We start from the raw sequence: 22,298 nt of genomic DNA, 5'->3' as shown, positions 1-22,298 counted from the left end.
GTGACAGACGGCCCCGTGAGCCTACCGGGCATCGGGGCGGATATTTCGCACAGATCAGCAGCGCCCGATCGCGGCTGATCCGGGGCACTACATGGTGACGCTTCACAACGGCCTCCGGGCCGACCGGATCAGCCGGGGGTGACGAGTCCCGATTCATAGGCGAGCACCACCGCCTGTGCCCGGTCGCGCAGATCGAGTTTGGCGAACACCTTCGATACGTGCGTCTTCACCGTCTGCTCGGCGACGAAGAGGGCCTCGGCGATCTCGGTATTGGACATGCCCTTGGCGATCAGCTCGAGCACCTCCCGCTCCCGCGGGGTCAACCCGGCCAGGGCGGGCGCGGGTTTGACGCGGGCAGCGGCGCGCCTGCTGGTGACATCGGCGATGAGGCGGCGGGTGACCGTCGGCGCGAGCAGAGCCTGACCATCGGCCACCACTCGCACCGCCCGGACCAGCTCGTCGGCGGGGGCATCCTTGAGCAGGAATCCGCTGGCGCCGATGCTGAGCGCCTCGTAGACGTAGTCGTCGATATCGAAGGTGGTGAGCATCAGCACACGCACCGGCGGATCGAACCCGGCCGCGAGAATGGCACGGGCCGCGTCGAGGCCGTTCATCTCGGGCATGCGCACATCCATCAGCACCACGTCGGGCCGCAGCCGTTTGGCCTCCGCCACCGCGACCTTCCCGTCGGGCGCGTCACCGATCACGCTGATATCGGGTTGGGCGGCGAGCAGGGCGCCGAAGCCCTGGCGCACCATCGCCTGGTCATCGGCGATCAGAACCGTTATAGCCACGCGCCCACCCTAATTCCCGCGCGCGAGCCGATGTCACCCGTGGGGATCTCCACTCCTCTCCGGCCGAGCACGCGTCGCGATCAACCGGCCGAAGTGACGTCGCCCAGTTCCATCGCGCCGAGCACCCCACCCGCGACGAGCGGCAGCCGGGCACACACCTCGAAGCCGCCGTCGGCGCGCGGACCGGCGGTCAGTTCCCCACCGCCGGCCAGTGCCCGTGCGCGCATACCGGTGATGCCGTGCCCGCCATTGCCGACCGGTCGCGCCGGGGTGGCGCCGGGATCGTTGGTCACCACGATCTCCACGTCGGCGGCCGCGGTGATCTGTACGTGCACGGGGGCGCCGGGTGCGTGCCTGGATGCGTTGGACAGCGATTCCTGCGCGATCCGGTACAACGCGAGGCCGGTGGTGTCGGAGACCGCCGACAGCAGCCCGTCGATATTCCAGTCGATCGCGACACCGGCGCGGCTCGCACCGATGAACAGCGCCTCGACATCGGCAGCGGTGGGCTGCGGTGCGTGCTCGGGCAGCTGACCGTCGCTGCGCAGCACCCCGAGCATGCCGCGGATCTCGTTGAGCGCTTCGCGTGCGGTGGCGCCGATGGATTCGAACTCGTCCCGCGCGGCGGGGGTGACACCCGCGACCCGGTACGGCGCGGTCTGGGCCTGAACCACCACCAGCGACATATGGTGGGCCACCACATCGTGCAGGTCACGCGCGATGCGGGCCTTCTCCTCCAGAATCGCGCGTCGCGCCCGTTCCAGCTCATTGGCCTCTTCCTGCTGGGTCAGCAGTTTGCGCGACTGCACCAGCCACCGGATGAGCAGCGCGAACAGCACGATCGCGCCGAAGGACACCGGCCACGCCCACACCGACTCCGAGAACGCACCGTCGGCCATGGTGGTGCCGAGCAGCAGCGAGGTCGCACCCCACACCACCGCGATCATCGGCACCGACGCCCGCAACGCCACCGCGAACAGCAGCACGTGCAAGGCGATGATGTGCACCACCTGGAAGGGGAGGTCGTTGCCTGGTTGATTCGGGATGGCCAGTGCGATCACCAGCGCCGAACCCGCCGAGATCGCCCAGCCGAGGGCCGGGTTGATCCGGACCAGCAGCACTGGGAAGGCCGCGAGCGCGGCGAGGAACGGCTCGACCGCGCCGGGTACGTCATGGGTGAGATGCAGCGTCGGCCAGGCCACCGTGAACAGCACCAGCGCCGCGAACACGGTGAACAGGTCGAACCACATCCGGCCGTTCAGCTGCCGCATCCAGGCGCGGCGCCGGGCGGCGGGAGTGCTGAGGTCGGTCGTAGCGACAGTCTGGTCCGTCATAGCTACGACCCTAGGAACTCCAGGCCCCGCCCGGCCTCATACTCGCGGGTGAATTCCGACCCCCTACCCCGGTGGTAGGGCCTGCCGATGCTCCCCCGGTGGCACGGGTGGCGAACCGCTCCTCGGCGGGACGCCCGGGTAGGCCGCCCATTCCTAGCGTCGATGATCATGAGCACACCGACCAGCGCCCGTCGCGGTATCCGCCCGTCGACGCCGGCCGAACAAGCCCATCCGGCCCCCGGATCCGCACGGCCACGGATGGGCCGCGTCGCCGCCTTGACCGCCGCCGCGCTGACGACCATGGCGGCGACCGTCATGCTGGCGCCCGCCACCAAGGCAGCCAGTGAGGCGCCTGCCCAGGAAAACACTTCGGCCGCCGACGCCGTCGCCGACCTGACCTCCGGCGGCCCCGGTTCCGCCGCAGCCATCCCCGATGAGTTCGCCGCGGTGATGGGCTACCGCCCTGCGGTCGTCGACGGTCTGCTGCTCAACCCGCACGGTGACTGCTCGTCGCCGGTGCCGCTGCCTGCCGAGTTCGAGACTGCCTGCAAGGCACACGATCTCGGCTACGACCTGTTGCGCTACGCGAATCGACAGGGCGCACCGCTCGGACCGTGGGCTCGGCAGGCCCTCGACCGAACGCTCGGCGACCGCATGAGCCTGGCGTGCGACGCGCGCACCGGCTCGTTCGCCCGCGGCCGGTGCCACGTCATGGCGGGCGTCGCCGACACCGTCGTCGACCTGAACTCGCGCCGCCAGGACTACGGGGTGCCGGTCACCGAATCGTTTCTCGGTGCGGGGGCGGCGGATTCCCCTGTCCGGCCGTGGTTGATCGGCGGGACCGCGATCGCAGCCATCTCGGCGGCCGGTGCGGTCGTGGTCGCCCGTGGGCGTCGCGGTGCCACACACCATCGGTCGACCGGACATCGGTCGTGGTCCGCGGTTGCCGTACCGGTGACCTGACAACCGACCCACGACCGGACCTTTCCGGCTCCACCGAACGCATACCGACATCACTATCGGCACAGCAGAGGTTGCACGATGAGCGATTCCACAACACTGAACCGTCCAGGCAATGGTGATCACCGGTTCGCCGCCCCGAATGCCGGTGTCGAACATCAGAGTTCGCTTCGGCTGGATCGGGCGTCCGTACGATCCGATCGCGCTCGAACAGCTGCGTACATGCGCCGTCGGAATCGAGTTCTCGGCGGGCGCCTCCTACTCCGCAAGCTGGGCGAATCCACCCGCGCACCACGCGTCGGCACCACGATCGCCATCGGCATCGGTGCGTTGATGTCGCTCGCCCCTGGCCTGCTGCCGCGCACGCCGATAGCGCAGGCGGTCCTGACAGGGCTGCTGATCTCGGCGATGCTCGGGATCACTGGGGTGGTGCGGTTCGTCATGCGGCGGTGCGGGGCGGCATGGGCCCGGCCTCGATTGCGGACGCCCGTATTCGGAGTGACAGCACTACTCGTGATCGGTGCCGCCGGGCACGCGGGTCACTGGCAGAACCAGCTGCGGACCGCGATGGGCACGGCGGCGATCGGGCCGGACTACTGGCTGCGGTGCGCGGTCGGGGCGACGGTGATCGCCGGTGTGCTCTATGGCGTCACCCGCGGGATCGGCTGGGTGGTGCGCACTCTCGGGCGCACGCGCGCCCTAGCGGCTGCCGTGGTAGCAGCGGCGGTGCTGGGGTTCGTCGGTGTGCCCTCGGCCGTCGACTGGCGGCGCGGTGCCTACGCCACGGCCAATGCCACCATCGATCCGACCGTGGCGCGGCCGGTCTCGGCGACCCGATCGGGTAGTGCCGACTCGGCGGTCAGCTGGCCGTCGTTGGGTGCGGAGGGCAGGCGTTTCGTCTCCGGCGCACCGCAGGGGCCCGTCCGCGTGTATGTCGGGTTGGCGTCGGCGCCCGATCTGGAATCCCGCGTCGCCCTTGCCGTTGACGAGCTGGAGCGCTCCGGTGGGTTGCGACGTTCGCATGTGGTGATCGCGGTGCCGACCGGGTCGGGCTGGATCGATGCCAACGCGATCCGCGGTCTCGACCAACGTTTCGACGGCGACGTCGCGCTGGTCGGCTTGCAGTACTCCTACGCACCGAGTTGGGTGACGTTCGCCTTCGGTCGCGAGGCCGCCGTCACCTCGGCACGCGCCCTGTTCACCGCCGTCGAGCAACGCATCGCCACCATGGAGATCAAGCCGCGCCTGCACATCTACGGACAGAGTCTCGGCGCACTCGGTGGCAGCGCCATCTTCACCGATGACGCCGATCAGGATCGTCGCACCTGCTCGGTGTTGTGGGCCGGACCGCCCGCGGGTGACGTCCACCGCACCGGCGCGACCGTGCTGGCCAATACCTCCGATCCGGTGGTGCACTGGTCGCCGTCGCTGCTGTGGCGCGCCCCGGACCTGCGCGGTGCGCGGGCCGATGCCCCGATCCCGCGCTGGCTGCCCGTCGTCAGCTTCGTACAGACGACCGCCGATCTGCTCGCCGCCCTTGACGCGCCGCCCGGTCACGGTCACCGCTACGGCGTGGACCAGGGCACCGCACTGCCCGACTGCTGATCCGGGGTTGACCCCGTGATGAAACAGGTTCTAGTTTTGGGTGTGTTTGTCGTAGACGGAACAGTCGAAGTAGCCGCACCCGCCCATGTGGTGTGGGGTGTGATCACCGGATTCGAATGGTACGGGCAGTGGAATCCGTTCGTGAGCCAATGCCGGTCCACCTTCGAGGTAGGCGCGCCGATCGACATGGTGGTGCACCTGACCGGGTCGAAGCCACGACACCAGCGCGAATTCATCACCAGCGTCACGCCCGGCGAGGAGTTCAGCTACTCGATGAAGCCGGTGCCGTTCGGCGCGCTGCACAGCAGGCGCACTCACACCGTCACCGCGCTCGGCCCGGACCGCGCTCGCTACGAGTCCCATTTCGAACTCGGCGGCTGGCTGAGGCCCGTCGTAGAACTCGCACTCGGCAAGGCGCTGCGTCGCGGATTCACCGGAATGACCGAGGGTGTCGTGCGACGGGCGGAGAGCTTGCACGCGTCCTGACGACCACGGCTGTGCCGGTCGATCATCGGCACCCGAGCCGCGGCCCCCGCACCGACCATCCGAGGTGGCCGGTGCGGAGCTCCGAACTCAGGCGATCGGCCCCCTGGCCGCCTCGTACGCAGCGCCGACCCGGTACAACCGATCGTCGGCCAGTGCGGGCGCCATGATCTGCAAGCCGACCGGCATCCCGTCGTCCTTGCTCAGCCCCGACGGCACCGACATGGCCGGATGACCGGCCAGGTTGGTGGGCAGGGTGCACAGGTCCGACAGGTACATGGCCAGCGGATCGTCGACCTTCTCGCCCAGCTTCCACGGGGTGAACGGGCTTGTCGGCGAGACCAGGACGTCGACCTGCGCATAGGCGGCATCGAAGTCGCGGGCGATGAGCGTGCGAACCTTGAGCGCCTGGCCGTAGTACTCGTCGTAGTAGCCGGCCGACAGCGCATAGGTACCGATCATGATGCGGCGCTTGACCTCGGGGCCGAAGCCCGCGGCCCGGGTCGCGGCCATCACCTGCTCCGCGCTGTGCGCGCCGTCGTCATCGACACGCAGGCCGTAACGCATGGCGTCGAAGCGCGCCAGGTTCGACGACACCTCACTCGGCATGACCAGATAGTAGGCGGACAGCGCGTACTCGAAGTGCGGGCACGACACCTCGACCACCTCGGCGCCCAGTTCCTTCAGCACCGCCACAGCGGCGTCGAACGACTCGAGCACACCGGGCTGGTAGCTGTCGGAATGCAGTTCCTTGACCACACCGATCTTCACCCCACGCAGGTCACCGCTCGCACCGGCGCGGGCAGCGGCGACCACCGGAGGGACGGGCACATCGCGGGACGTGGAGTCGCGCGGGTCGTGGCCCGCGATCACCTCGTGCAGCAGCGCGGTGTCGAGCACCGTGCGGCCACACGGTCCGCCCTGATCCAGCGATGACGCGCAGGCGACGAGGCCGAATCGCGAGACCGTGCCGTAGGTCGGCTTGGTGCCGACGGTCGCCGTCACGGCGGCCGGCTGACGGATCGAACCACCGGTGTCGGTGCCGATCGCCAACGGCGCCTGGTTGGACGCGAGCGCCGCCGCCGAACCACCGCCGGAACCGCCGGGGATGCGGCTGGTGTCCCACGGGTTCTTGGTCGGGCCGTACGCGGAGTTCTCGGTGGACGACCCCATCGCGAATTCGTCCATATTGGTCTTGCCGAGAATCGGGATGCCCGCCTCGCGCAGCCGCGTGGTCAGCGTCGCGTCATAGGGCGACACCCAGCCCTCGAGGATCTTCGACGCGCAGGTCGTCGGCATATCGGTCGTGGTGAACACGTCCTTGAGTGCCAATGGAACTCCCGCCAGCGGCGAGGCAGGCGCCTGCCCGGCATCCAGCGCGGTGTCCACCGCCGCGGCGGCGGCCAGCGCCTGCTCACCGGCGACGTGCAGGAACGCGTTGTATTCGCCGTCGACCTCGGCGATGCGGTCCAGATGCGCCTGGGTGACCTGCGTGGAGGTGACCTCGCGGGTGTGGATCTTGTCTGCCAGCTCCGCCGCCGACAGCGCGGTCAACTCGTGCCCACCCGTCGCCCGGCCGCCACCCCGCATGGAATCGCCCTGCGATGCGGAATTCATTCTGCCTCCCCCAGAATCTGCGGAACCATGAACCGCTGCTCTTCCTCCGCCGGGGCGCCCGACAGCGCCTCACCGGGGGTCAGGCCGGGGACCACGACGTCGGGTCGGGTGACATTGGTCGCCGGGTTCGGCGAGGCGGTGGCGGGAACATCCGCGGCCGCGACCTCGGAGATGGTCCGCACGTGGCTGAGGATCGAATCCAGCTGACCGGCGAACTGATCCAGTTCGCCCTCGGTCAGGGCGAGCCTGGACAGCCGGGCGAGGTGGGCGACCTCGTCGCGGGAGATGGCGGGCACCGCGGACCCCTTTCGAAAGTTGCGCGTGGACGGCATGACTTGCGTGCGGCGCAGTGGACGACACTTCGCTCTACGCAACAGGCGCACCTAGCCTAGCGATCAGCCCGGACACCGCTGACCGGGCCCAGGACATATCCCGCCTGGAGCCGCGACAGTCGGTGGCTGGTGCGTCCGGCCGACTACGCGATGCACGACAGCGACCTCGCACGGAGCGGACGCCTCACGATGGCATTCATCTCTGGTTCATCTCCGCGACAGATGTTATCCACTCGATAGACATGCCGTAATCACCTGAAACGCCCGCGAACCGAGTGGATCCCGCCAATTTTCGACTCGATAACCGTCGCTCGAGGGTGTAAGGATTGCCAGACCGGGTATACGTTCGCCAGGCTCGGCCGCCAAGGAAAGGACAGCACGTGTCTTACCTGCTCCGCGTGCAACTTCCGGATCGTCCGGGAAGCCTCGGTGCACTCGCACTCGCACTGGGCTCCGTGGGCGCCGACATCCTCTCGCTGGATGTCGTGGAACGCGGGGCGGGCTTCGCGGTCGACGATCTTGTTGTCGAGGTGTCGCCAGGGGCGTTGCCCGACACCTTGATCACTGCCGCCGAATCGATCGGCGACGTGGTCGTCGATTCGATCCGGCCGTATTCCGGCGTCCTCGACACCCATCGCGAGCTGGAGTTGATCGACCACGTCGCCAGCGCCCGCGACGACCGATTACAGGTGCTGGTCGACGGTGCACCCCGGGTGCTGCGCGTCGGCTGGAGCACCGTGCTCGACCTCGGCCCGCAGGGCGCCTACCGGGTGGTCGGCAGCCAGAGCGCGCCGGAAACGCAGGCGTCTTCGGCGCCGTGGATGCCTTTGAACAAACCGGCCGTGCTCGATCCCGAGGCCGAGTGGGTGCCCGAGATCTGGCGCGATATGGACACCAAACTCGCGGCGGCACCGCTCGGCGATTCCAGCAAAGTGCTGCTGCTCGGCCGTCCGGGCGGACCCGACTTCCGTCCCTCCGAGGTCGCGCGCCTCGGCTACCTGGCGGGGATCGTCGCGACCGTCCTCGGCTGACCCGACACCCTGCCGGTTCAGGAATCGAGCGGCAACCGCAGCACGGTGAGACGCTGTCCGTCGTCGGTGCGCCAATCCCGTTCCGGCACCGCGACGAAACCGAAGCGGTCGTAGATGCGACGCGCGTCGACCATCGGCGCCATCGTGGTCAACACCACCGCGCCGAGCCCCTCGGTGACGGCCATGTCGATGACCGTCCGGACGAGCGTCGTGCCCACACCGAGCCCACGGGCAGGTTTGGCGACCGCGAGCATCCGGAACTCCAACTCGCCGGGACGCGCGATCTCCGCATACGGCATGCCGGCGCGGGTCACCGTCAACGAGCCGACCACCCGATCCTCGTGCACCGCCACCAGCACCTGCGCGGACTCGGCGCGGTGCACCGTGTCGGCGAGTTCGTGGACGTACGGGTCATCCACGGGGACGTAGCCCTCTCCGACGTACACCTCGACGGTCAGCTCCGTCACCGCCTCGTACTCGGTCGCTCGCACGTCCCGGACGGTCAGTTCGGCGTTCACACCCATGCCCGCATCCTGCCATCGCAGGAAGGAGCCGCGCCGGGTCAGGCGCCGGGAGTGTCCGTCGCACCAGGGCTGAAGAGCTGCCATTTATCCGGCTTGCCCGGCGGGTACGCGACGGTGAAGGTATCGCCGACGGCGGGCCAATTGTTCACATCCCAGGCGAAACGGCCGTAGACCACCGCGCCGTCGACCATTGGCCCGGTCAGATTGCCGGTGATGGTCACGTACTGCTCACCGGTCAGATCATCCGGACGCGGGCTCACCCCGGTGACGTACAGCGTCCCCACCTCGGGCTCGGACAACCGGACTCCGCGTCGGCCGCGCATATACAGCGCAATCATCCCGGCCAGGGCGCCGATCATGATCACCAGCATCGCGAATTCCAGCATCACCCCATGCTAGTGCCGGTCGTGCCCATGGCCGCGCTCAGCGCGGGGTGAGTTCACTGGTGCCGTGCTCGGTGCGACGCAACTGCCACACCGAGGTCCGGGTCCGGTGCGAACGACCGTTGCCCCGATCGATCAAGGCGCGGTTGTTGGTGGTGAAGATCAGCTGGGCGCCACGGGCATTGGTTTCCGGATTCTGGAACAGCTGGATGAGCCGATCGGTTTCCTCGGCGGGCAGCTGCGCGCCGATATCGTCCACGGCGAGCACCTTGCCCGCGTCGAGCGCGTCGAGCATCGTCGGCAGCAGCCGCAGCATCGTAAGGGTGGCGGTGGACTCGTCGCCGATATGGAACGGATTGTCGATCCCCTCGTGCACCAGCCGCAGCCCGACCCCGCGCCGCGCCACCATCCGCTCGTAGAGGGCGTCACGGGCATTCTTCAGATTGGTCAGCTCGCGGTCGAGCAGCACCGGCGTGACGCCGTTATCGCTGAGCAGCGCGTCCGCATAGGCGGGCGAGGACACCGCGCGTTCGGCCTGCTCGGTGAGCCCGGCGATATCGGCGTCGAGTTCGCGCAGGTAGTCGGCGTAGAGGGGATCGTTCTCGGCGATCAGCAGATCGGTGATGCCGAGCTCGGCGGTCCGCAGCAGCGTCAGCAGACGGGCAGCGTTCTCCGCCGAACGGGAGATGTGCCCGCCCACCAGATGCTCGACCCGCTCGGCGTCGGCAGATCCGCGCTGCACCTCGAGCATCGACTCGAACCAGCGATAGGCGGGCACCAGCGCCTCGGCATACATCTGTCCTGCCAGGCTCAGCAGCAGCGAGTTCGGTCGCACCAGCGGGGCAAGCGCGGTGATGCCGTAGCGGGCCGCCTCGAACATCGGCCCGATCTTGATCTGCTCACCGGCCCGCTCGAACACGATCCGCTTGCGTGAACGGGGATGCGCGTACAGCCATTCCGCGACGACATCGGCGTTGTCGAGCTGGAATCCGTAGGTGTACGGGCACCCCTCGGCCACGAACGACGCGACGAACTCCGTCGGCCGCTCCACGAACCCCAGGTGCGGCGAACGCACCGGGCCCGCATACGGATCCCATCCGGTCACCGAATGCAGCACCGCGTCGCGCATCTGCCCCAGCGCGTCGATCAGACTCGTCTTCCCGGCCGCCGCGGCACCGTGCACCGCCGTCACCGGCACTGCCACCGGTCCGGCACCCCGGGTCAACCGCAACTCCTGCCGTTCGGCCAGCGATCGGTGATTGGTGACCTGAAAACTCCGCAGCATGCGGGTAATCCTTCCCGCTCTGCTCGGTTCTCGCGACACCGGCTCCGGCTGGGATCCCGGATCGCCGTCGTCGAACTACCGCGGCACCGCTGTCCGGCAGCAGTGCTCGCCGACGGTTATGCCGCTACCCGGTCGCAGCCGCCCCGCTACTGCCTCGCAGCGGCGCCACCCGCGCGGCGGCCGAAGTAGGTGCCGTCGCCGAGGGAGGTCCCGCTGATATACCCCCAGGAATGCAGCCCCGACGTCGCGCGGCCGGCCGCGAACAACCCGGGGATCAGCTCGCCGTCCAAGTCGAGGACGTGGCCATCGACGCTGGTCCGCAGGCCGCCGATGGTGAACACCTCGGCACCGCCGCCACTTGTCCCGCCGTCGCCGTACTCGGGAGGGGCCATACCGCGTCGGACGTCGATCGCGGCGAACGGCGGGCGCAGCGGCCGCAGCCAGCGCGCCGATTTATGGAAATACGGGTCCTCGCCGCGCTCGGCGAAACGGTTGTACTCGCCGACAGTGCTCTCCAGAGCGCCCTCGGGCATGCCGATCTCACGCTCGAGCTCGGCGAGGGTTTCGGCGACGAAATGCGGCTGTACGCCCCAGCGTTCGTCGACCGGCACCTCCTCGTAGGCCTGCTCGTCGAGAATCACCCACACCCGCAGGTTGTGTTTGAACAGGGCGGCCTGTCCGACCAGACCAGGGTAGACATCCTCGTTGATGAACCGCTGGCCGACATCGTTGACGATCATGCCGCGCACCATCATTCCCGGCACCAGCGAGATACCGACCTGACCCGCGGACATGTGCTTGACCGCCGCGCCGACCGCCTGCGCGATGACGATGCCGCGGCCGTCGTCGCCGCCGTCGCTGTTGACTCCGAGCCCCACCAGCTGTGGTGCGTGCTGGGCGAGCATCTCGGCATTGTCGGCGAAGCCGCCAGTGGTGAGCACGACGCCGCGGCGCGCACGGTAGGTGACGGTCTGCTGGAAGTGCCGGGCAACGACACCGACCACGCGGTCACCGTCGACGATCAGCCGCAGCGCGCCGGTGTCGATATGCACGTCGATGCCCGTTTTCGCGACGGCTTCGCTCAATACCGCCATGAGGACCTTGCCACCGAAGCCGTCGGAGGTGACACGGTGACCGCGCGGTGCCGGTGTGGCGATCTCATGGAACGGATAGGCGTTCTCCCCCATCCACATCAGGCCGTCATCGGTGGGCGGCACCCAGGTCGGCGAATCCCACAGCGACGGCTTGAAGGGCACCCCATGGCCGACAAGCCACTGATAGTGCGCGACGCTGTCGCGGCTGTAGAGGCCAACCTTCTCCCGGTCGGCGTCGGGTCCGAGTGCGGCGAGCAGGAATTTCTCCATGTCCTCGGCGGTGTCGTCGAATCCACACGCCTGCTGGATGGGTGTGCCGCCACCGAGGTACATCTCGCCGCCCGACATCGCCGACGATCCGCCGCCACCGCTCTGTCGTTCGAGCAGGATCACCTGCGCGCCCGCGGCGTCGGCGTCGAGGGCGGCAGCTGCGCCCGCGCAGCCGTATCCGACGACCAGGACATCGGTTTCGTGGTCGTAGGCCTCGATATCGGCGGCGTCGATCGGTGTGACGGGTACGCGTGTGCTCATCCGGTTCTCCTGCGCTCAACACTGGATGTAAGTGGCGCGGGTCACAGTAGGGCCGCGTGCTTCCGCTGTGGCGGCCCCTGCCCGGTCAGCGGGACGGATGCGGTGAGCTGCTGCTCAGCGCGGCCGGCCGGGCCCGGGACGGTATTCGGCTGCGGCCGCCGAGTGGTGCATGCCGCGGCGTCGTGCGGGTAGCCCCCTCGCTGATGTACCACTCATGGAACGCGATATCGACGTCTGTTCGAATGGGTCAGCGGTCGGAGCGCTCGATGTGGCGCCACGGAAGCATCAGCGAGCCGGCGATGACGGTGACCGCTGCGAATCCGATGGCGAAGCGCAAGCTGGTCGCGGCGGCGAGGACACCGCCGAACGCGATGAACACAGGCTGCGCGCACTTGGAGCTGACGGACCAGGCGGTGCCCACGCGGGCCATGTGGTCGTCGGCAGTGTTGTTCATGCGGAACGTCGTGAACACCGGGTTGAAGATTCCCGCGCAGAACAGCAGCACGGTTTCGGTGGTGATGATGACGATCAGGCCGAGCAGGTCGGGTCCCGCTACTAGCAACGGCACCAGCCAGCACGTGCGCAGCGCGCCGAAGCCGAGCAGGACCGCACGCTCGCCGAACGCGGCCACGAGCCTGGGTGCGCACAGCGAACCAACCAGACCACCGAGGCACGGCAGTCCGAGTGAGAGCCCGTATTGCCATGGCGCGAAGCCGAGTTCACGCAGCATGAGCAGCGCGAGCAGCGGCGTGGTGAGCATGATGGAGCCACCGAAGATCGCGCACAGGGTTTGAACCGTGACCACGGCGCACAGCTGGGCGTAGGTGAGCACGCCGAACCCGGGACGGCTGCGTCCTCCGATCCAGTTGTCCCCCCCCCCACCCGCGCTATTCGGCGGGAGTCTCGAGATCGGCTGGTTCGGGTCGGACCGCGTCGGGGCCCGATTCCAGCAGGGTGCGGAAACCGTCCTCGTCGAGGATGGGCACGCCGAGCTCCTCGGCCTTGGCGGCCTTGGAGCCGGGCGAATCGCCGATCACCACGAAGGCCGTTTTCTTCGACACCGAGCCGGCGGCCTTGCCGCCGCGGACGAGGATCGCTTCCTTGGCGCCGTCACGGGAGAAGCCCTCGAGCGAGCCGGTGACGACGATGGACAAGCCTTCCAGGGTGCGCTCGATGGACTCGTCGCGTTCGTCCGCCATGCGCACACCGGCGGCGCGCCACTTGTCGACGATCGCGCGGTGCCAGTCGACGGTGAACCACTGGGCGACAGCGACGGCGATGGTTGGGCCGACGCCGTCGGTCGCCGACAGTTCCTCCCCCGACGCCGTGCCGATGCGTTCCAGACTGCCGAATTCGGCGGCGAGAGCACGGGCCGCGGTGGGACCGACGTGGCGGATGGACAACCCGACGAGGACCCTCCACAGTGGCCGATCCTTGGCGGCGGCGAGATTGTCGAGCAGCCTGCGGCCGTTGGTGGACAGGGTGCCGCTCTTGTTGACGAACAGCGATGTGGTGAGCAGACGCTCCTCGGTGAGGTCGAACAGATCACCCTCGTCGGTGATGGCGCCTGATTTGAGCAGATCGACGGCCGCTTCGTACCCGAGCGCCTCGATATCGAAGGCGCCACGCCCGGCCATATGGAACACCCGCTCACGCAGCTGCGCGCGGCAGTACTGCTGGTTCGGGCAACGGATGTCGGCGTCGCCCTCCTTTTCGGGCGCGAGTTCGGTACCGCATTCCGGACAGTGGGTCGGCATGACGAATTCGCGTTCGTCGCCGGTGCGGGCGTCGACAACGGGGCCGAGCACCTCGGGAATCACATCGCCCGCCTTGCGGATAGTGACCGTGTCGCCGATCAGCACACCCTTGCGCTGCACCTCCGAGGCATTGTGCAGCGTGGCCATCGCGACGGTCGAGCCGGCGATGGAGATCGGTTCCATCACCGCGAACGGGGTCACGCGGCCGGTACGCCCGACATTCACCTCGATATTCAGCAGCTTCGTCGTCGCCTCTTCTGGCGGGTACTTGTACGCGATCGCCCAGCGCGGAGCACGCGACGTGGACCCGAGTCGGCGCTGCAACGCCATCTCGTCGACCTTGACGACCAGACCGTCGATTTCGTGCTCGATATCGTGGCGATGTTCACCCCAGTAGGCCACCCGCTCCAGCACCGCGTCGACCCCCTGCACCAGCTTGGTGTGCGTGGACACCGGAAGACCCCACGCGGCCAGTGCCAGATAGGCCTCGTGCTGCGAGGTGGGTGTATAGCCCTCGATGCGGCCGAAGCCGTGACAGATCATGCGCAGCCGCCGCCGCGAGGTGACCGAGGGATCCTTCTGGCGCAGTGAACCGGCAGCGGTATTGCGCGGATTCGCGTACGGCGGTTTACCTTCGGCGACGATGGCGGCATTGAGGGTTTCGAAGTCCTCCAGCCGGAAATACACCTCGCCGCGCACCTCGAGCAGATCCGGAATCGGATGGTCCGGGTGCGGGGTGAGCTCGCCGGGGATGTCGTCGATGGTGCGGGCGTTGAGGGTGACATCTTCACCGGTGCGCCCATCGCCACGGGTGGCGCCGCGCACCAGCTTGCCCTTCTCGTAGACGAGGTTCAGCGCGACACCGTCGATCTTCACCTCACACAGATAGTGCAGGCCGGGACCGGTTTCGGCCTCCACACGCGCAGCCCAGGCCCGCATCTCGTCGAAGTCGAAGACATTGTCCAGCGACAGCATGCGTTCGAGGTGGTCGACCGCGGTGAAATCGGTGGCGAAACCGCCGCCGACCAGCTGGGTGGGCGAATCCGGGGTGCGCAGATCCGGATGTTGCTCCTCCATGGCCATCAACCGCTGCAACAGCACATCGAACTCGCCGTCGGAGATGATCGGCGCGTCCCGCACGTAGTAGCGGAACTGGTGCTCGCGCACCTCGTCGGCCAGCTGCTGCCACTCCAGCCGCTGCTGCGAGCTCGCGGATTCGGCGGCCGGTGCGGCGGCATCCATCGCCGATACGGCTTCCTCGGGCGCTGACGTGGCGGGGCTTCCGGTGTCACTCACGACTCGAACATTAGCGGAGCCCACCGACAATTCTCGCTACGTTCCCGCACGTCCACGCCCTGTCGACGCCCTTGTGCGGACCGGCCCGCGCCGTGCTACCCCGCCAACGACACGCGCTCGAGACCGGGTGTCGCACACGGCCTGGAAGGTCGTCGGAACGACGCGTGAGGACGCTCGGCGACCGTTGAATCAGGTGAGTGACAACGATTCCGGATCGTCGGAATACGCGTCCGCGACCTCCGCGGCCAGCCGCAGCGCCCGCCGCCCCCATTCCGCCGAATCACCGGCGAGGCCGCAGGCCGGGGACACCGCGATCTGGGTGGTGAGGGTGCGGCGGGGGAAGCCGAGGCGGTCGATGAGCCGAACGCCGGGTTCGGCGATATCACGCCAGGTGACGGGGGTCGCCGGGGGCGTGGTCGGCACCGAGCCGAGCACCACTTGCTTGCCGCTGTCCAGGATTTCGCCGATGGCGTCGAGTTCGGCGGTACCGATGGTCGCCATATCGAATCCGACGGCGGACGCGGCGGATTGCCGAAGGAAGTTCAGCGCGGGAGGGGCAGCACAGGTGTGGATCAGGACCGGTACGTCCTGCGCGGCGATGACGGCGTCGACCACCGCCAGGGCTTCGGGTTCCGGCAGTGCGCGAACTGTGTTCAGCGCGCTGGCCCCGCGCAGCGATCCCTTCAGCACCGCAGTCAGGTCCGGTTCGTCCAATTGCAGCACTACCTCGGCATCGAGGCGTTTACCCACCTCGGCCACATGCTGGATCAAACCTTCGGCAAGCGATTCCGACAGATCACGCAGTGCGCCCGGATCGGTGAGCGCTCGATGCCCGGCCCGCAGCTCCACCTCGGCCGCGAGTGTCAGCGGACCGACGGCCTGCACCTTCACCACTCGCCCCGACCCCTGGAGGCCCGCCACCTCCCATGCCTCGTCGAGCGCGTCGATATCGGTGCGCAGCAGGTCGGAGGCTCGCCGTGAGACCGCACCCGGCCGATCGGCCAGCCGGTACCCGCGCGGGGTGGTGTCGAAGCGCAGGTCGACCAGCAGTGCCGACGCTCGCCCGATCAGGTCCGCACCGACACCGCGTGCCGGAAGTTCGACCAGATGCGGTAACCCGGGGAGTTCACCGACCGCGATCGCGGCGGCCTCGCGCGGATCGGTGCCGGGCCAGGACCCGATCGCGGTCGCGATACCGGACGGCAGCCGCCGGTTCCCGGCCGAGGCGCTCACACCACGCCCCGAACGACAATCACGGTTGCGCCGCCGAACTGCGCGGACTCGCTCCGAACCAGCCCGATCGTCTGGTGGGAAATGTGTCCGCTCACTGATTCACGCCGGACGGTGCCGTCCGCGCGGTGGCCGAGATCGTGCCGCTGCCGATCACCTGATCACCGGCCGAATCCGGCAGATACAGCACCACGGCCTGGCCGCGCGCCACACCGGTCAGCGGCTCGCGCAGCCGCACCGTCAGCCCCGAACCAACGGCCTCCGCGACGGCCGGTGCGGTGCCACCGTGCGCGCGCACCTGCACCACGCAGTCGATCGGGCCCTCGGGCACTGCACCGGAGGTCCAGATCGCGCGCTCGGCCTCGATGGTCCAGACCTGCAGCTCGTCGGCCGAACCCACCCGGACGGTGCCGGAATCGGGGTCGATATCGGTGACGTAGCGCGGCTTGCCGTCGGCGGCCGGGCCGGGCAATCCCAGGCCCTTGCGCTGGCCGATGGTGAAACCGTGCACGCCGTCATGGGTGGCGAGCTCGGTGCCGTCGGCATCGACGACCGCACCCGGCCGGATACCGATCTTGGCGCCGAGGAACGCACGCGTGTCACCGGAGGGGATGAAGCAGATGTCGTGGCTGTCGGGCTTGTTCGCCACGGCGAGACCACGCTCGGCGGCTTCCTCGCGGATCTGCGGCTTCGGCGTGTCCCCAACGGGGAACATGGCGCGCGAGAGCTGCTGGGCGGTCAGCACGGCCAGCACGTAGGACTGATCCTTGTCCGCGTCGACGGCCCTGCGCAGGACTCCATCGGACAGGCGGGCGTAGTGGCCGGTGACCACGGCGTCGAAGCCGAGCGCGACCGCGCGGTCGGCCAGCGCGGAGAACTTGATCTTCTCGTTACAGCGCAGGCACGGGTTGGGGGTCTCCCCCGCCGCGTAGGCCGCGACGAAATCGTCGATGACATCTTCTTTGAAGCGGTCGGCGAAATCCCAGACGTAGAACGGGATGCCTAGCACATCGGCGGCGCGCCGGGCGTCGCCCGCGTCCTCCTTCGAGCAGCATCCACGTGACCCGGTGCGCAGAGTGCCCGGTGTCGCGGACAGCGCTAGATGGACTCCCACCACCTCATGTCCGGCCTCGACGGCGCGCGCAGCGGCCACCGCCGAATCCACACCACCGCTCATCGCGGCGAGTACCCGCATCAGACACCTCCCTTCGCGCCGGCCAGACCAGCGGCCCTGGCTCGTTCGACCACTTGTGGCAGCACCTCCAGCAATGCACCGACCTCCGCGCCGGTGGTGGTGTGCCCCAACGAAAAACGCAATGATCCGCGCGCCTGCCATGGCTCGACACCCATCGCGATCAACACATGACTGGGCGAAGCGACCCCCGCGTTGCATGCCGAACCGGTCGAGCATTCGATGCCCGCGGCGTCCAGCAGCATCAGCAGCGAATCGCCCTCGCAGCCGGAGAAAGTGAAGTGCGCGTTGCCCGGTAGCCTGCGCTCGTCGTGCGGACCGTTCAGGACAGCGTCGGGGACCAGATCGTGCACGCCCGCGATCAATTCGTCACGCAGGCGGGTCAGTTCGACGGTGCGCGTGGACAGTTCACCGACGGCCTCGTGCATCGCGGCGGCCAGTCCGACCGAGCTCGCGACGTCGACCGTGCCGGAGCGCAGATCACGCTCGTGTCCGCCGCCGTGCAGCAGCGGTACACACGGCACCTGCCTGCCAAGTAGCAGCACGCCGATCCCGTGTGGCCCACCGACTTTGTGCCCGGCGAAGCTCGCCGCCGACAACCCACTGGTGCCGAAGTCGATCGGGACCTGGCCGGCCGCCTGCACCGCATCGCTGTGCATGGGCACGTCGAATTCCTGTGCCACCGCGGCCAGTTCGCTGATCGGCTGGATTGTGCCGACCTCGTTGTTGGCCCACATGACGCTCACCAGCGCGACCTCGTCGGGATGCTCGGCCAGCTCCGCGCGCAGCGCACCGACCGACACCACACCGTCGGCGTCGACGGGCAGCCACGTCACCTGGGCGCCCTCGTGCTGTTCCAGCCATTCGACGGCGTCGACCACGGCGTGATGTTCGACCGCACTCGCGATGACGCGGGTGCAGCGCGGGTCGGCATCGCGGCGGGCCCAGTAGATGCCCTTGACCGCGAGGTTGTCGCTTTCGGTGCCACCGGCGGTGAAGATCACCTCGGACGGGCGTGCACCCAGGTCGGCGGCGATGGATTCGCGCGCCTCCTCGACCCGGCGGCGCGCCGCGCGACCGGAACCGTGCAGGGAGGAGGCGTTACCGACCAGCCCCATGGCAGCCGTCATCGCCTCGATGGCGGCAGGCAGCATGGGAGTGGTCGCCGCATGATCGAGGTAGACCGTCTTGGGCGCACCGATGACCGGGCCCGGGAAAGCCGACTTCATGACCAGTAAAGGATAGCCGTCACCGAAACGCGGTTATTCCCGGCCGCTCACCGCCACCTCCCGGTGAGTTGGCCCACTGCGCGGCCCGCGAACTTCCGCCTGATCATATACCTATTGAATGCGCCGTTATTTAGCGGTACATTCGATGGCGACAGATGATCGCCGGATGCGACCCAGTCCAGGTGATCAGAAACGCCGGACCGCTCCGGTGCGGCGACAGAATCGAATGAGGTAACTCCGATGAGCCGAAACACTCACCAGCACGGCCGAACCCGACGCACCCTGACCCGCGTCGCCGTCGCCGCCACTCTCGCCCTCGCGCCCGTCACCGCGCTCGCGGTGCCCGCCTTCGCCGCACCCGCGGTCCTCGAGCCGACCGACGGACTCGACACCGTCAATCGTCCCGGTCACGGACGGCACGGTCACGGCCATGGCCGTCACGGCGACTGGAACCGCGGCGGCCATGGCAGTTGGAACCGCGGCGGTCACGGCGACTGGAACCGCGGGCGCCATGACCACGACTGGGATCGCGGCCGCCACAGCAGGCACGACTGGGACCGTGGCCATCACGGCCGTGGCTCCTTCCCACTGCCTTCGACCGGCAGCGCTTTCTGACCCCACATCGAGCGGCTGTACGCACTGCTCGGTCCACGGCTGATCCGGATAATGGTTCAGGCACTGAAGTCCGAGCGGGTTGTCGTCCGCGGGCCCACATCATGGCTCGCGGACGACACGGTTGCTATCGGAGGAATTCGATGAGCAACGGGTTGGTCTGCGCAGGGCAATCTTCATGCACGGTGTGTCCACAGCCGGGGAGGATGGTCGCGGCGGCTGCCGGAATCCGGTCGGCAAGGGTGGTGGCCTGCGATGGCGGCAGCCAGGTGTCGTCGCCGCCCCAGAGGATGAGCGTTGGTGCGGTAACCCGCTCGAGTGCGTCGTCGGTGCGGCGATAGTCCAGGTTGCGCCACAGTGCGAGGAAGCCCGCGCGATTCTCGGGTCTCGAGAACGGCGCGTACAGTTCGTCGACCACTTCCTCGGTGACCAGATGTTCGTTTCGGAAGGTGCCGCGGATGTTGTCCGCGTAGAGCGAGCGAGTGGTAAGCGTCGTTGCCACTTCACCGAGCAGCGGCGTGGTGAACAACGGTGTGGACGGGGCCTTTTCCGCGTTGAGCCCGGGCGAGTCCAGCAGCACGAGCTTGTCGGTGCGCTGCGGATACTGCTGGGCGAAATACAGACTCCACGCCCCGCCCCAGGAGTGGCCGACCAGGGCCGTACGGTCCAACCCGACGGCGTCGAGGAATATCCCGATCGCATCCGCCATCGCAGGCAGATCGTAGGCGAAGTCCGTGCGTCGCAGTTCGGTGTATCCCTGGCTTGGCAGGTCGACTGCGTACACAGTGTGCTCGGCGGCGAGTGGCGCGATCACGTCCCGCCAGGAATACCCCCATAGCCCGCCGCCGGAAATCAGCACAACGGGTGAACCGCTCCCGGCTCGGGTGTAGTGGAAGCGGGCGAGATCAGTGTCGACGTAGTGCGATTCGACCCGTTCGAGGTACCTCGATTGATACGTCGAGACCTCAGGCACCTGTGCGTGGCTCACCGGAGCTACGAGTGCCGCGGCCACCAGGCCGCCGGCGGTGATGCCGAGAGCCAGCCGTCGACCGAGGATTCCACACTTCATGCCATCTACCTTTCGTGGTCATCGATCCCTTCGATCGGTAGACGAGACTGCGCCCGGAAACGTGACGGCGGTTGCCTACACCCTTTCCGGCTGCGTCGACCGGGCGGCCGTATCCGCCAGGTGCAGCGTCGCAGCGGCCAGCGCGGAGCGGGCGCCGTCGGACAGGTCCGGCGTGCGCATCAATTCCTCGCAGCGGCGGGCAAGATCGCGGCGGTCGGTGCCCGGTTCCTGGACCGGCTCGAGCACGATCTCGGCGATGATGCCGCGCGAACGCAGCACCCGCCGGGCGGAGGTGGCGAAGGTGTCGTCACCGACGAAACCCGGTGCGGTGCAGCGCTCACCGTGCCCGTCGAGGTAGCGCAACCGGATGGGCTGGACGGGTGTTCCGGTATCGACCGCCGCCTGGAACAGCGCGGGGCGCAGCTTGCCGTAGGCACGCCCGCACCAGGTGGTGCCCTCGGGAAAGGCCGCGACTCGCTCACCCGCGGCGAGGCGTTCGGCGATCTGCGCGACCACACCCGGCAGCGCCCGCAACCGCTCGCGTTCGATGGGGATGATCCGCATCAGCTTGGCCAGCCCGCCGAGCATCGGCCAATCGATCAGATCGGCCCGTGCCACAAAACTCAACGGTTGGACCGCGGCCAGCACCACCACATCCGACCAGCCGATATGACCGGCCACGACCAGCACACCGGCACCGGGTGCGCCGTAGCGCGCGTCGCCCCCGGCCGCCTCGCCACGGTTGTCGATCACGCGAAGTTCGATACCGCAGCCGCGCAGGACGCCGCGCGCGTACTCACGCTGCAACCGCTCCCGGCGGCCCGATGGGGTGAACACATGCGCGGCCGGGTAGCTGGCCAGCAGTCCGGCCAGCCGCAGGGCCCGGCCGACGACCCGGGCCGTGCCCGCGGCATCGGACGGCTGGACACATCCTGTGCTGCACGGACTGATCGGCATCCAGGAATGTGCTGCTGTTGCGGGCGGAGCGTCGAACACCATCGCGCTCACCGCCCGCTGTCCAACCCGGCGGCGGCGCCTTGCAACCGCTCCAGGTATCGGGTGTTGATGGTGTCGAGGCCGAGCAGCGCAACGAAGTCGGCGACCGCGAAATCGGGGTCGTGGGCTGGTTCACCGCAGATCTCCGCACCCAGACGCAGGTAGCCGCGCAGCAGCGGCGGAAGCTTGGGGCGGGCGGGCGGTTCGAGGTCGTCGAGCGATTTGCCGTCCACCACGACCGGCCGATGAGGATCCACTCGTCGCTCGGGGTCGCAGGCATGCCTGCCGAGTAGTAGGTCGCGCACGCCACGCACATTGACCCCGGCAGGATCGTCCGGGTTGTCGCGCATCGGCACCGAGACGCAGCCCATCACCCATTCGTATCCGGTGAGCTGGATGTAGTGCAGGATGCCCGCCCACATGAGGGTCAGCACCGAGCCGTTGCGGTGGTCGGGCACCACACAGGCCCGCCCCATTTCCACGATTCGATGGCCGGTCGGATCGAGCCGGGTGAGGTCGAATTCGGTGGCGGTGTAGTAGCCGCCCGCGGCAGCGACCTTGTCCGGCGGCAACATCCGGTAGCAGCCGACGAACTGTTCGGTCAGCTCGTCACGGACCAGCAGGTGATCGCAGTGCTCGTCGAAGCGGTCGGCATCCAGACCGGTTCCGTCGTCGGGGATCTGGAAGCCGGGTTCGCCGGCGAAGACGTCGTAGCGCAGGCGCTGGGCGGCGGTGCGATGGTCGGTATCGGAGGAGACGACCAGTGAATACCGAGACCGTTCCACCCCGGTGTCCGTCGGTCGAGCCGGGGCCGTCAACACGGACGTAATAGTCATATCCGTTATGAGGCCAGCCGCAGACTGCGCCGGAGCGACCGCCGAGTGTCGCGTGTATGCCCGTTCGGTGAACGAGACGCCCATCACACCGGACGTTCACCGCCGCGT

21 protein-coding genes are annotated in these 22,298 nt (G+C 68.4%); 5 read left to right on the top strand and 16 right to left on the bottom strand.

The genetic code is table 11. The features are described from left to right. Positions 1-128: 128 nt before the first annotated feature. Both GV792_RS19155 and GV792_RS19150 read right to left on the bottom strand, forming a co-directional pair. Positions 129-794, bottom strand: coding sequence for a response regulator (locus GV792_RS19155; RefSeq protein ID WP_163825520.1), 666 nt, complete (start codon positions 792-794; stop codon positions 129-131). Positions 795-874: 80 nt separating this feature from the next. Then, positions 875-2,128, bottom strand: a complete 1,254-nt coding sequence (locus GV792_RS19150; protein WP_163825519.1) for a sensor histidine kinase — start codon at positions 2,126-2,128, stop codon at positions 875-877. 162 nt (positions 2,129-2,290) lie between these two features. On the opposite strand from GV792_RS19150, the gene GV792_RS19145 reads away from it, so the two are divergent. From GV792_RS19145 to GV792_RS19135, 3 genes are all read left to right on the top strand, one after another. After that, positions 2,291-3,091, top strand: coding sequence for a hypothetical protein (locus tag GV792_RS19145; RefSeq protein WP_256673849.1), 801 nt, complete (start codon positions 2,291-2,293; stop codon positions 3,089-3,091). A gap of 219 nt (positions 3,092-3,310) precedes the next feature. Then, a complete protein-coding gene (locus tag GV792_RS19140; RefSeq protein WP_163825518.1) occupies positions 3,311-4,693 on the top strand; it encodes an alpha/beta-hydrolase family protein in 1,383 nt (460 codons plus the stop codon). Positions 4,694-4,735: 42 nt separating this feature from the next. After that, entirely contained in the window at positions 4,736-5,179 is a 444-nt protein-coding gene (locus tag GV792_RS19135; protein ID WP_309138585.1) for an SRPBCC domain-containing protein, read from the top strand. A gap of 87 nt (positions 5,180-5,266) precedes the next feature. Here the strand turns inward: GV792_RS19135 and gatA are convergent, their stop codons facing one another. After that, positions 5,267-6,793 carry an Asp-tRNA(Asn)/Glu-tRNA(Gln) amidotransferase subunit GatA gene (gatA, locus tag GV792_RS19130; protein ID WP_256671607.1) on the bottom strand — a complete coding sequence of 509 codons (1,527 nt, stop codon included), beginning with the start codon at positions 6,791-6,793 and terminating at the stop codon, positions 5,267-5,269. Continuing rightward, entirely contained in the window at positions 6,790-7,089 is a 300-nt protein-coding gene (gene gatC, locus GV792_RS19125) for an Asp-tRNA(Asn)/Glu-tRNA(Gln) amidotransferase subunit GatC (protein WP_163825516.1), read from the bottom strand. Before gatC ends, gatA begins: the two co-directional genes overlap by 4 nt. Before the next feature lie 416 nt (positions 7,090-7,505). Here gatC and GV792_RS19120 point away from each other — a divergent pair, with 416 nt between their 5' ends. Then, positions 7,506-8,156, top strand: a complete 651-nt coding sequence (locus tag GV792_RS19120) for an amino acid-binding protein (protein ID WP_163825515.1) — start codon at positions 7,506-7,508, stop codon at positions 8,154-8,156. A 17-nt stretch (positions 8,157-8,173) separates the two neighbouring features. Here GV792_RS19120 and GV792_RS19115 read toward each other — a convergent pair whose 3' ends face one another. The 9 genes from GV792_RS19115 to GV792_RS19075 all read right to left on the bottom strand — a co-directional run bounded on the left by GV792_RS19115 (position 8,174) and on the right by GV792_RS19075 (position 18,677). Then, a complete protein-coding gene (locus tag GV792_RS19115; RefSeq protein WP_163825514.1) occupies positions 8,174-8,680 on the bottom strand; it encodes a GNAT family N-acetyltransferase in 507 nt (168 codons plus the stop codon). A gap of 38 nt (positions 8,681-8,718) precedes the next feature. Next, positions 8,719-9,066 carry a hypothetical protein gene (locus tag GV792_RS19110; RefSeq protein WP_163825513.1) on the bottom strand — a complete coding sequence of 116 codons (348 nt, stop codon included), beginning with the start codon at positions 9,064-9,066 and terminating at the stop codon, positions 8,719-8,721. A gap of 37 nt (positions 9,067-9,103) precedes the next feature. Then, a complete protein-coding gene (locus GV792_RS19105) occupies positions 9,104-10,348 on the bottom strand; it encodes an AAA family ATPase (protein WP_163825512.1) in 1,245 nt (414 codons plus the stop codon). A gap of 146 nt (positions 10,349-10,494) precedes the next feature. Then, positions 10,495-11,973 (bottom strand): FAD-dependent oxidoreductase, encoded by a 1,479-nt coding sequence (locus GV792_RS19100; RefSeq protein ID WP_163825511.1) that lies wholly within the window; start codon positions 11,971-11,973, stop codon positions 10,495-10,497. A gap of 247 nt (positions 11,974-12,220) precedes the next feature. Then, positions 12,221-12,805, bottom strand: a complete 585-nt coding sequence (locus GV792_RS19095; RefSeq protein WP_163825510.1) for an MFS transporter — start codon at positions 12,803-12,805, stop codon at positions 12,221-12,223. Positions 12,806-12,860: 55 nt separating this feature from the next. Continuing rightward, positions 12,861-14,972 carry an NAD-dependent DNA ligase LigA gene (gene ligA, locus GV792_RS19090; protein WP_163825548.1) on the bottom strand — a complete coding sequence of 704 codons (2,112 nt, stop codon included), beginning with the start codon at positions 14,970-14,972 and terminating at the stop codon, positions 12,861-12,863. Between the two features lie 243 nt (positions 14,973-15,215). Then, complete coding sequence (locus GV792_RS19085) at positions 15,216-16,259, bottom strand: methionine synthase (protein WP_163825509.1); 1,044 nt, start codon at positions 16,257-16,259, stop codon at positions 15,216-15,218. Positions 16,260-16,350: 91 nt separating this feature from the next. Continuing rightward, positions 16,351-17,451: a tRNA 2-thiouridine(34) synthase MnmA gene (gene mnmA, locus GV792_RS19080; protein WP_163825508.1), complete on the bottom strand. Its 1,101-nt coding sequence runs from the start codon at positions 17,449-17,451 to the stop codon at positions 16,351-16,353. Then, positions 17,451-18,677: a cysteine desulfurase family protein gene (locus GV792_RS19075; RefSeq protein ID WP_163825507.1), complete on the bottom strand. Its 1,227-nt coding sequence runs from the start codon at positions 18,675-18,677 to the stop codon at positions 17,451-17,453. Before GV792_RS19075 ends, mnmA begins: the two co-directional genes overlap by 1 nt. Before the next feature lie 240 nt (positions 18,678-18,917). Between GV792_RS19075 and GV792_RS29105 the strand changes: the two genes are divergently transcribed. Then, a complete protein-coding gene (locus tag GV792_RS29105; protein ID WP_175583097.1) occupies positions 18,918-19,292 on the top strand; it encodes a hypothetical protein in 375 nt (124 codons plus the stop codon). Positions 19,293-19,416: 124 nt separating this feature from the next. Here GV792_RS29105 and GV792_RS19065 read toward each other — a convergent pair whose 3' ends face one another. The 3 genes from GV792_RS19065 to GV792_RS19055 all read right to left on the bottom strand — a co-directional run bounded on the left by GV792_RS19065 (position 19,417) and on the right by GV792_RS19055 (position 22,190). Next, on the bottom strand, positions 19,417-20,358 hold the full coding sequence (locus GV792_RS19065) for an alpha/beta fold hydrolase (protein ID WP_163825506.1): 942 nt from the start codon (positions 20,356-20,358) through the stop codon (positions 19,417-19,419). A gap of 75 nt (positions 20,359-20,433) precedes the next feature. Further along, positions 20,434-21,366, bottom strand: a complete 933-nt coding sequence (locus tag GV792_RS19060) for a lysophospholipid acyltransferase family protein (protein WP_163825505.1) — start codon at positions 21,364-21,366, stop codon at positions 20,434-20,436. Beyond that, entirely contained in the window at positions 21,363-22,190 is an 828-nt protein-coding gene (locus tag GV792_RS19055) for a GNAT family N-acetyltransferase (RefSeq protein WP_163825504.1), read from the bottom strand. Before GV792_RS19055 ends, GV792_RS19060 begins: the two co-directional genes overlap by 4 nt. Between the last annotated feature and the right edge of the window lie 108 nt (positions 22,191-22,298).

It is taken from the genome of Nocardia cyriacigeorgica, from assembly GCF_010868145.1.
GTDB classification, from domain to species: Bacteria; Actinomycetota; Actinomycetes; order Mycobacteriales; family Mycobacteriaceae; genus Nocardia; species Nocardia cyriacigeorgica_D.
The sequence above is the reverse complement of the archived record's forward strand: the minus strand, read 5'-3'. Positions and strand labels throughout refer to the sequence as shown.

What these genes read in the sequence shown, in the direction of transcription:
- GV792_RS19075 (WP_163825507.1), bottom strand. Translation starts at nt 18,677, where the DNA reads ATGAAGTCGGCTTTCCCGGGCCCGGTCATCGGTGCGCCCAAGACGGTC.
- GV792_RS19100 (WP_163825511.1), bottom strand. Translation starts at nt 11,973, where the DNA reads ATGAGCACACGCGTACCCGTCACACCGATCGACGCCGCCGATATCGAG.
- GV792_RS19055 (WP_163825504.1), bottom strand. Translation starts at nt 22,190, where the DNA reads ATGACTATTACGTCCGTGTTGACGGCCCCGGCTCGACCGACGGACACC.
- GV792_RS19110 (WP_163825513.1), bottom strand. Translation starts at nt 9,066, where the DNA reads ATGCTGGAATTCGCGATGCTGGTGATCATGATCGGCGCCCTGGCCGGG.
- GV792_RS19145 (WP_256673849.1), top strand. Translation starts at nt 2,291, where the DNA reads ATGATCATGAGCACACCGACCAGCGCCCGTCGCGGTATCCGCCCGTCG.
- GV792_RS19105 (WP_163825512.1), bottom strand. Translation starts at nt 10,348, where the DNA reads ATGCTGCGGAGTTTTCAGGTCACCAATCACCGATCGCTGGCCGAACGG.
- GV792_RS19140 (WP_163825518.1), top strand. Translation starts at nt 3,311, where the DNA reads ATGCGCCGTCGGAATCGAGTTCTCGGCGGGCGCCTCCTACTCCGCAAG.
- GV792_RS19065 (WP_163825506.1), bottom strand. Translation starts at nt 20,358, where the DNA reads ATGAAGTGTGGAATCCTCGGTCGACGGCTGGCTCTCGGCATCACCGCC.
- GV792_RS29105 (WP_175583097.1), top strand. Translation starts at nt 18,918, where the DNA reads ATGAGCCGAAACACTCACCAGCACGGCCGAACCCGACGCACCCTGACC.
- gatA (WP_256671607.1), bottom strand. Translation starts at nt 6,793, where the DNA reads ATGAATTCCGCATCGCAGGGCGATTCCATGCGGGGTGGCGGCCGGGCG.
- GV792_RS19150 (WP_163825519.1), bottom strand. Translation starts at nt 2,128, where the DNA reads ATGACGGACCAGACTGTCGCTACGACCGACCTCAGCACTCCCGCCGCC.
- ligA (WP_163825548.1), bottom strand. Translation starts at nt 14,972, where the DNA reads ATGGATGCCGCCGCACCGGCCGCCGAATCCGCGAGCTCGCAGCAGCGG.
- mnmA (WP_163825508.1), bottom strand. Translation starts at nt 17,451, where the DNA reads ATGCGGGTACTCGCCGCGATGAGCGGTGGTGTGGATTCGGCGGTGGCC.
- GV792_RS19115 (WP_163825514.1), bottom strand. Translation starts at nt 8,680, where the DNA reads ATGGGTGTGAACGCCGAACTGACCGTCCGGGACGTGCGAGCGACCGAG.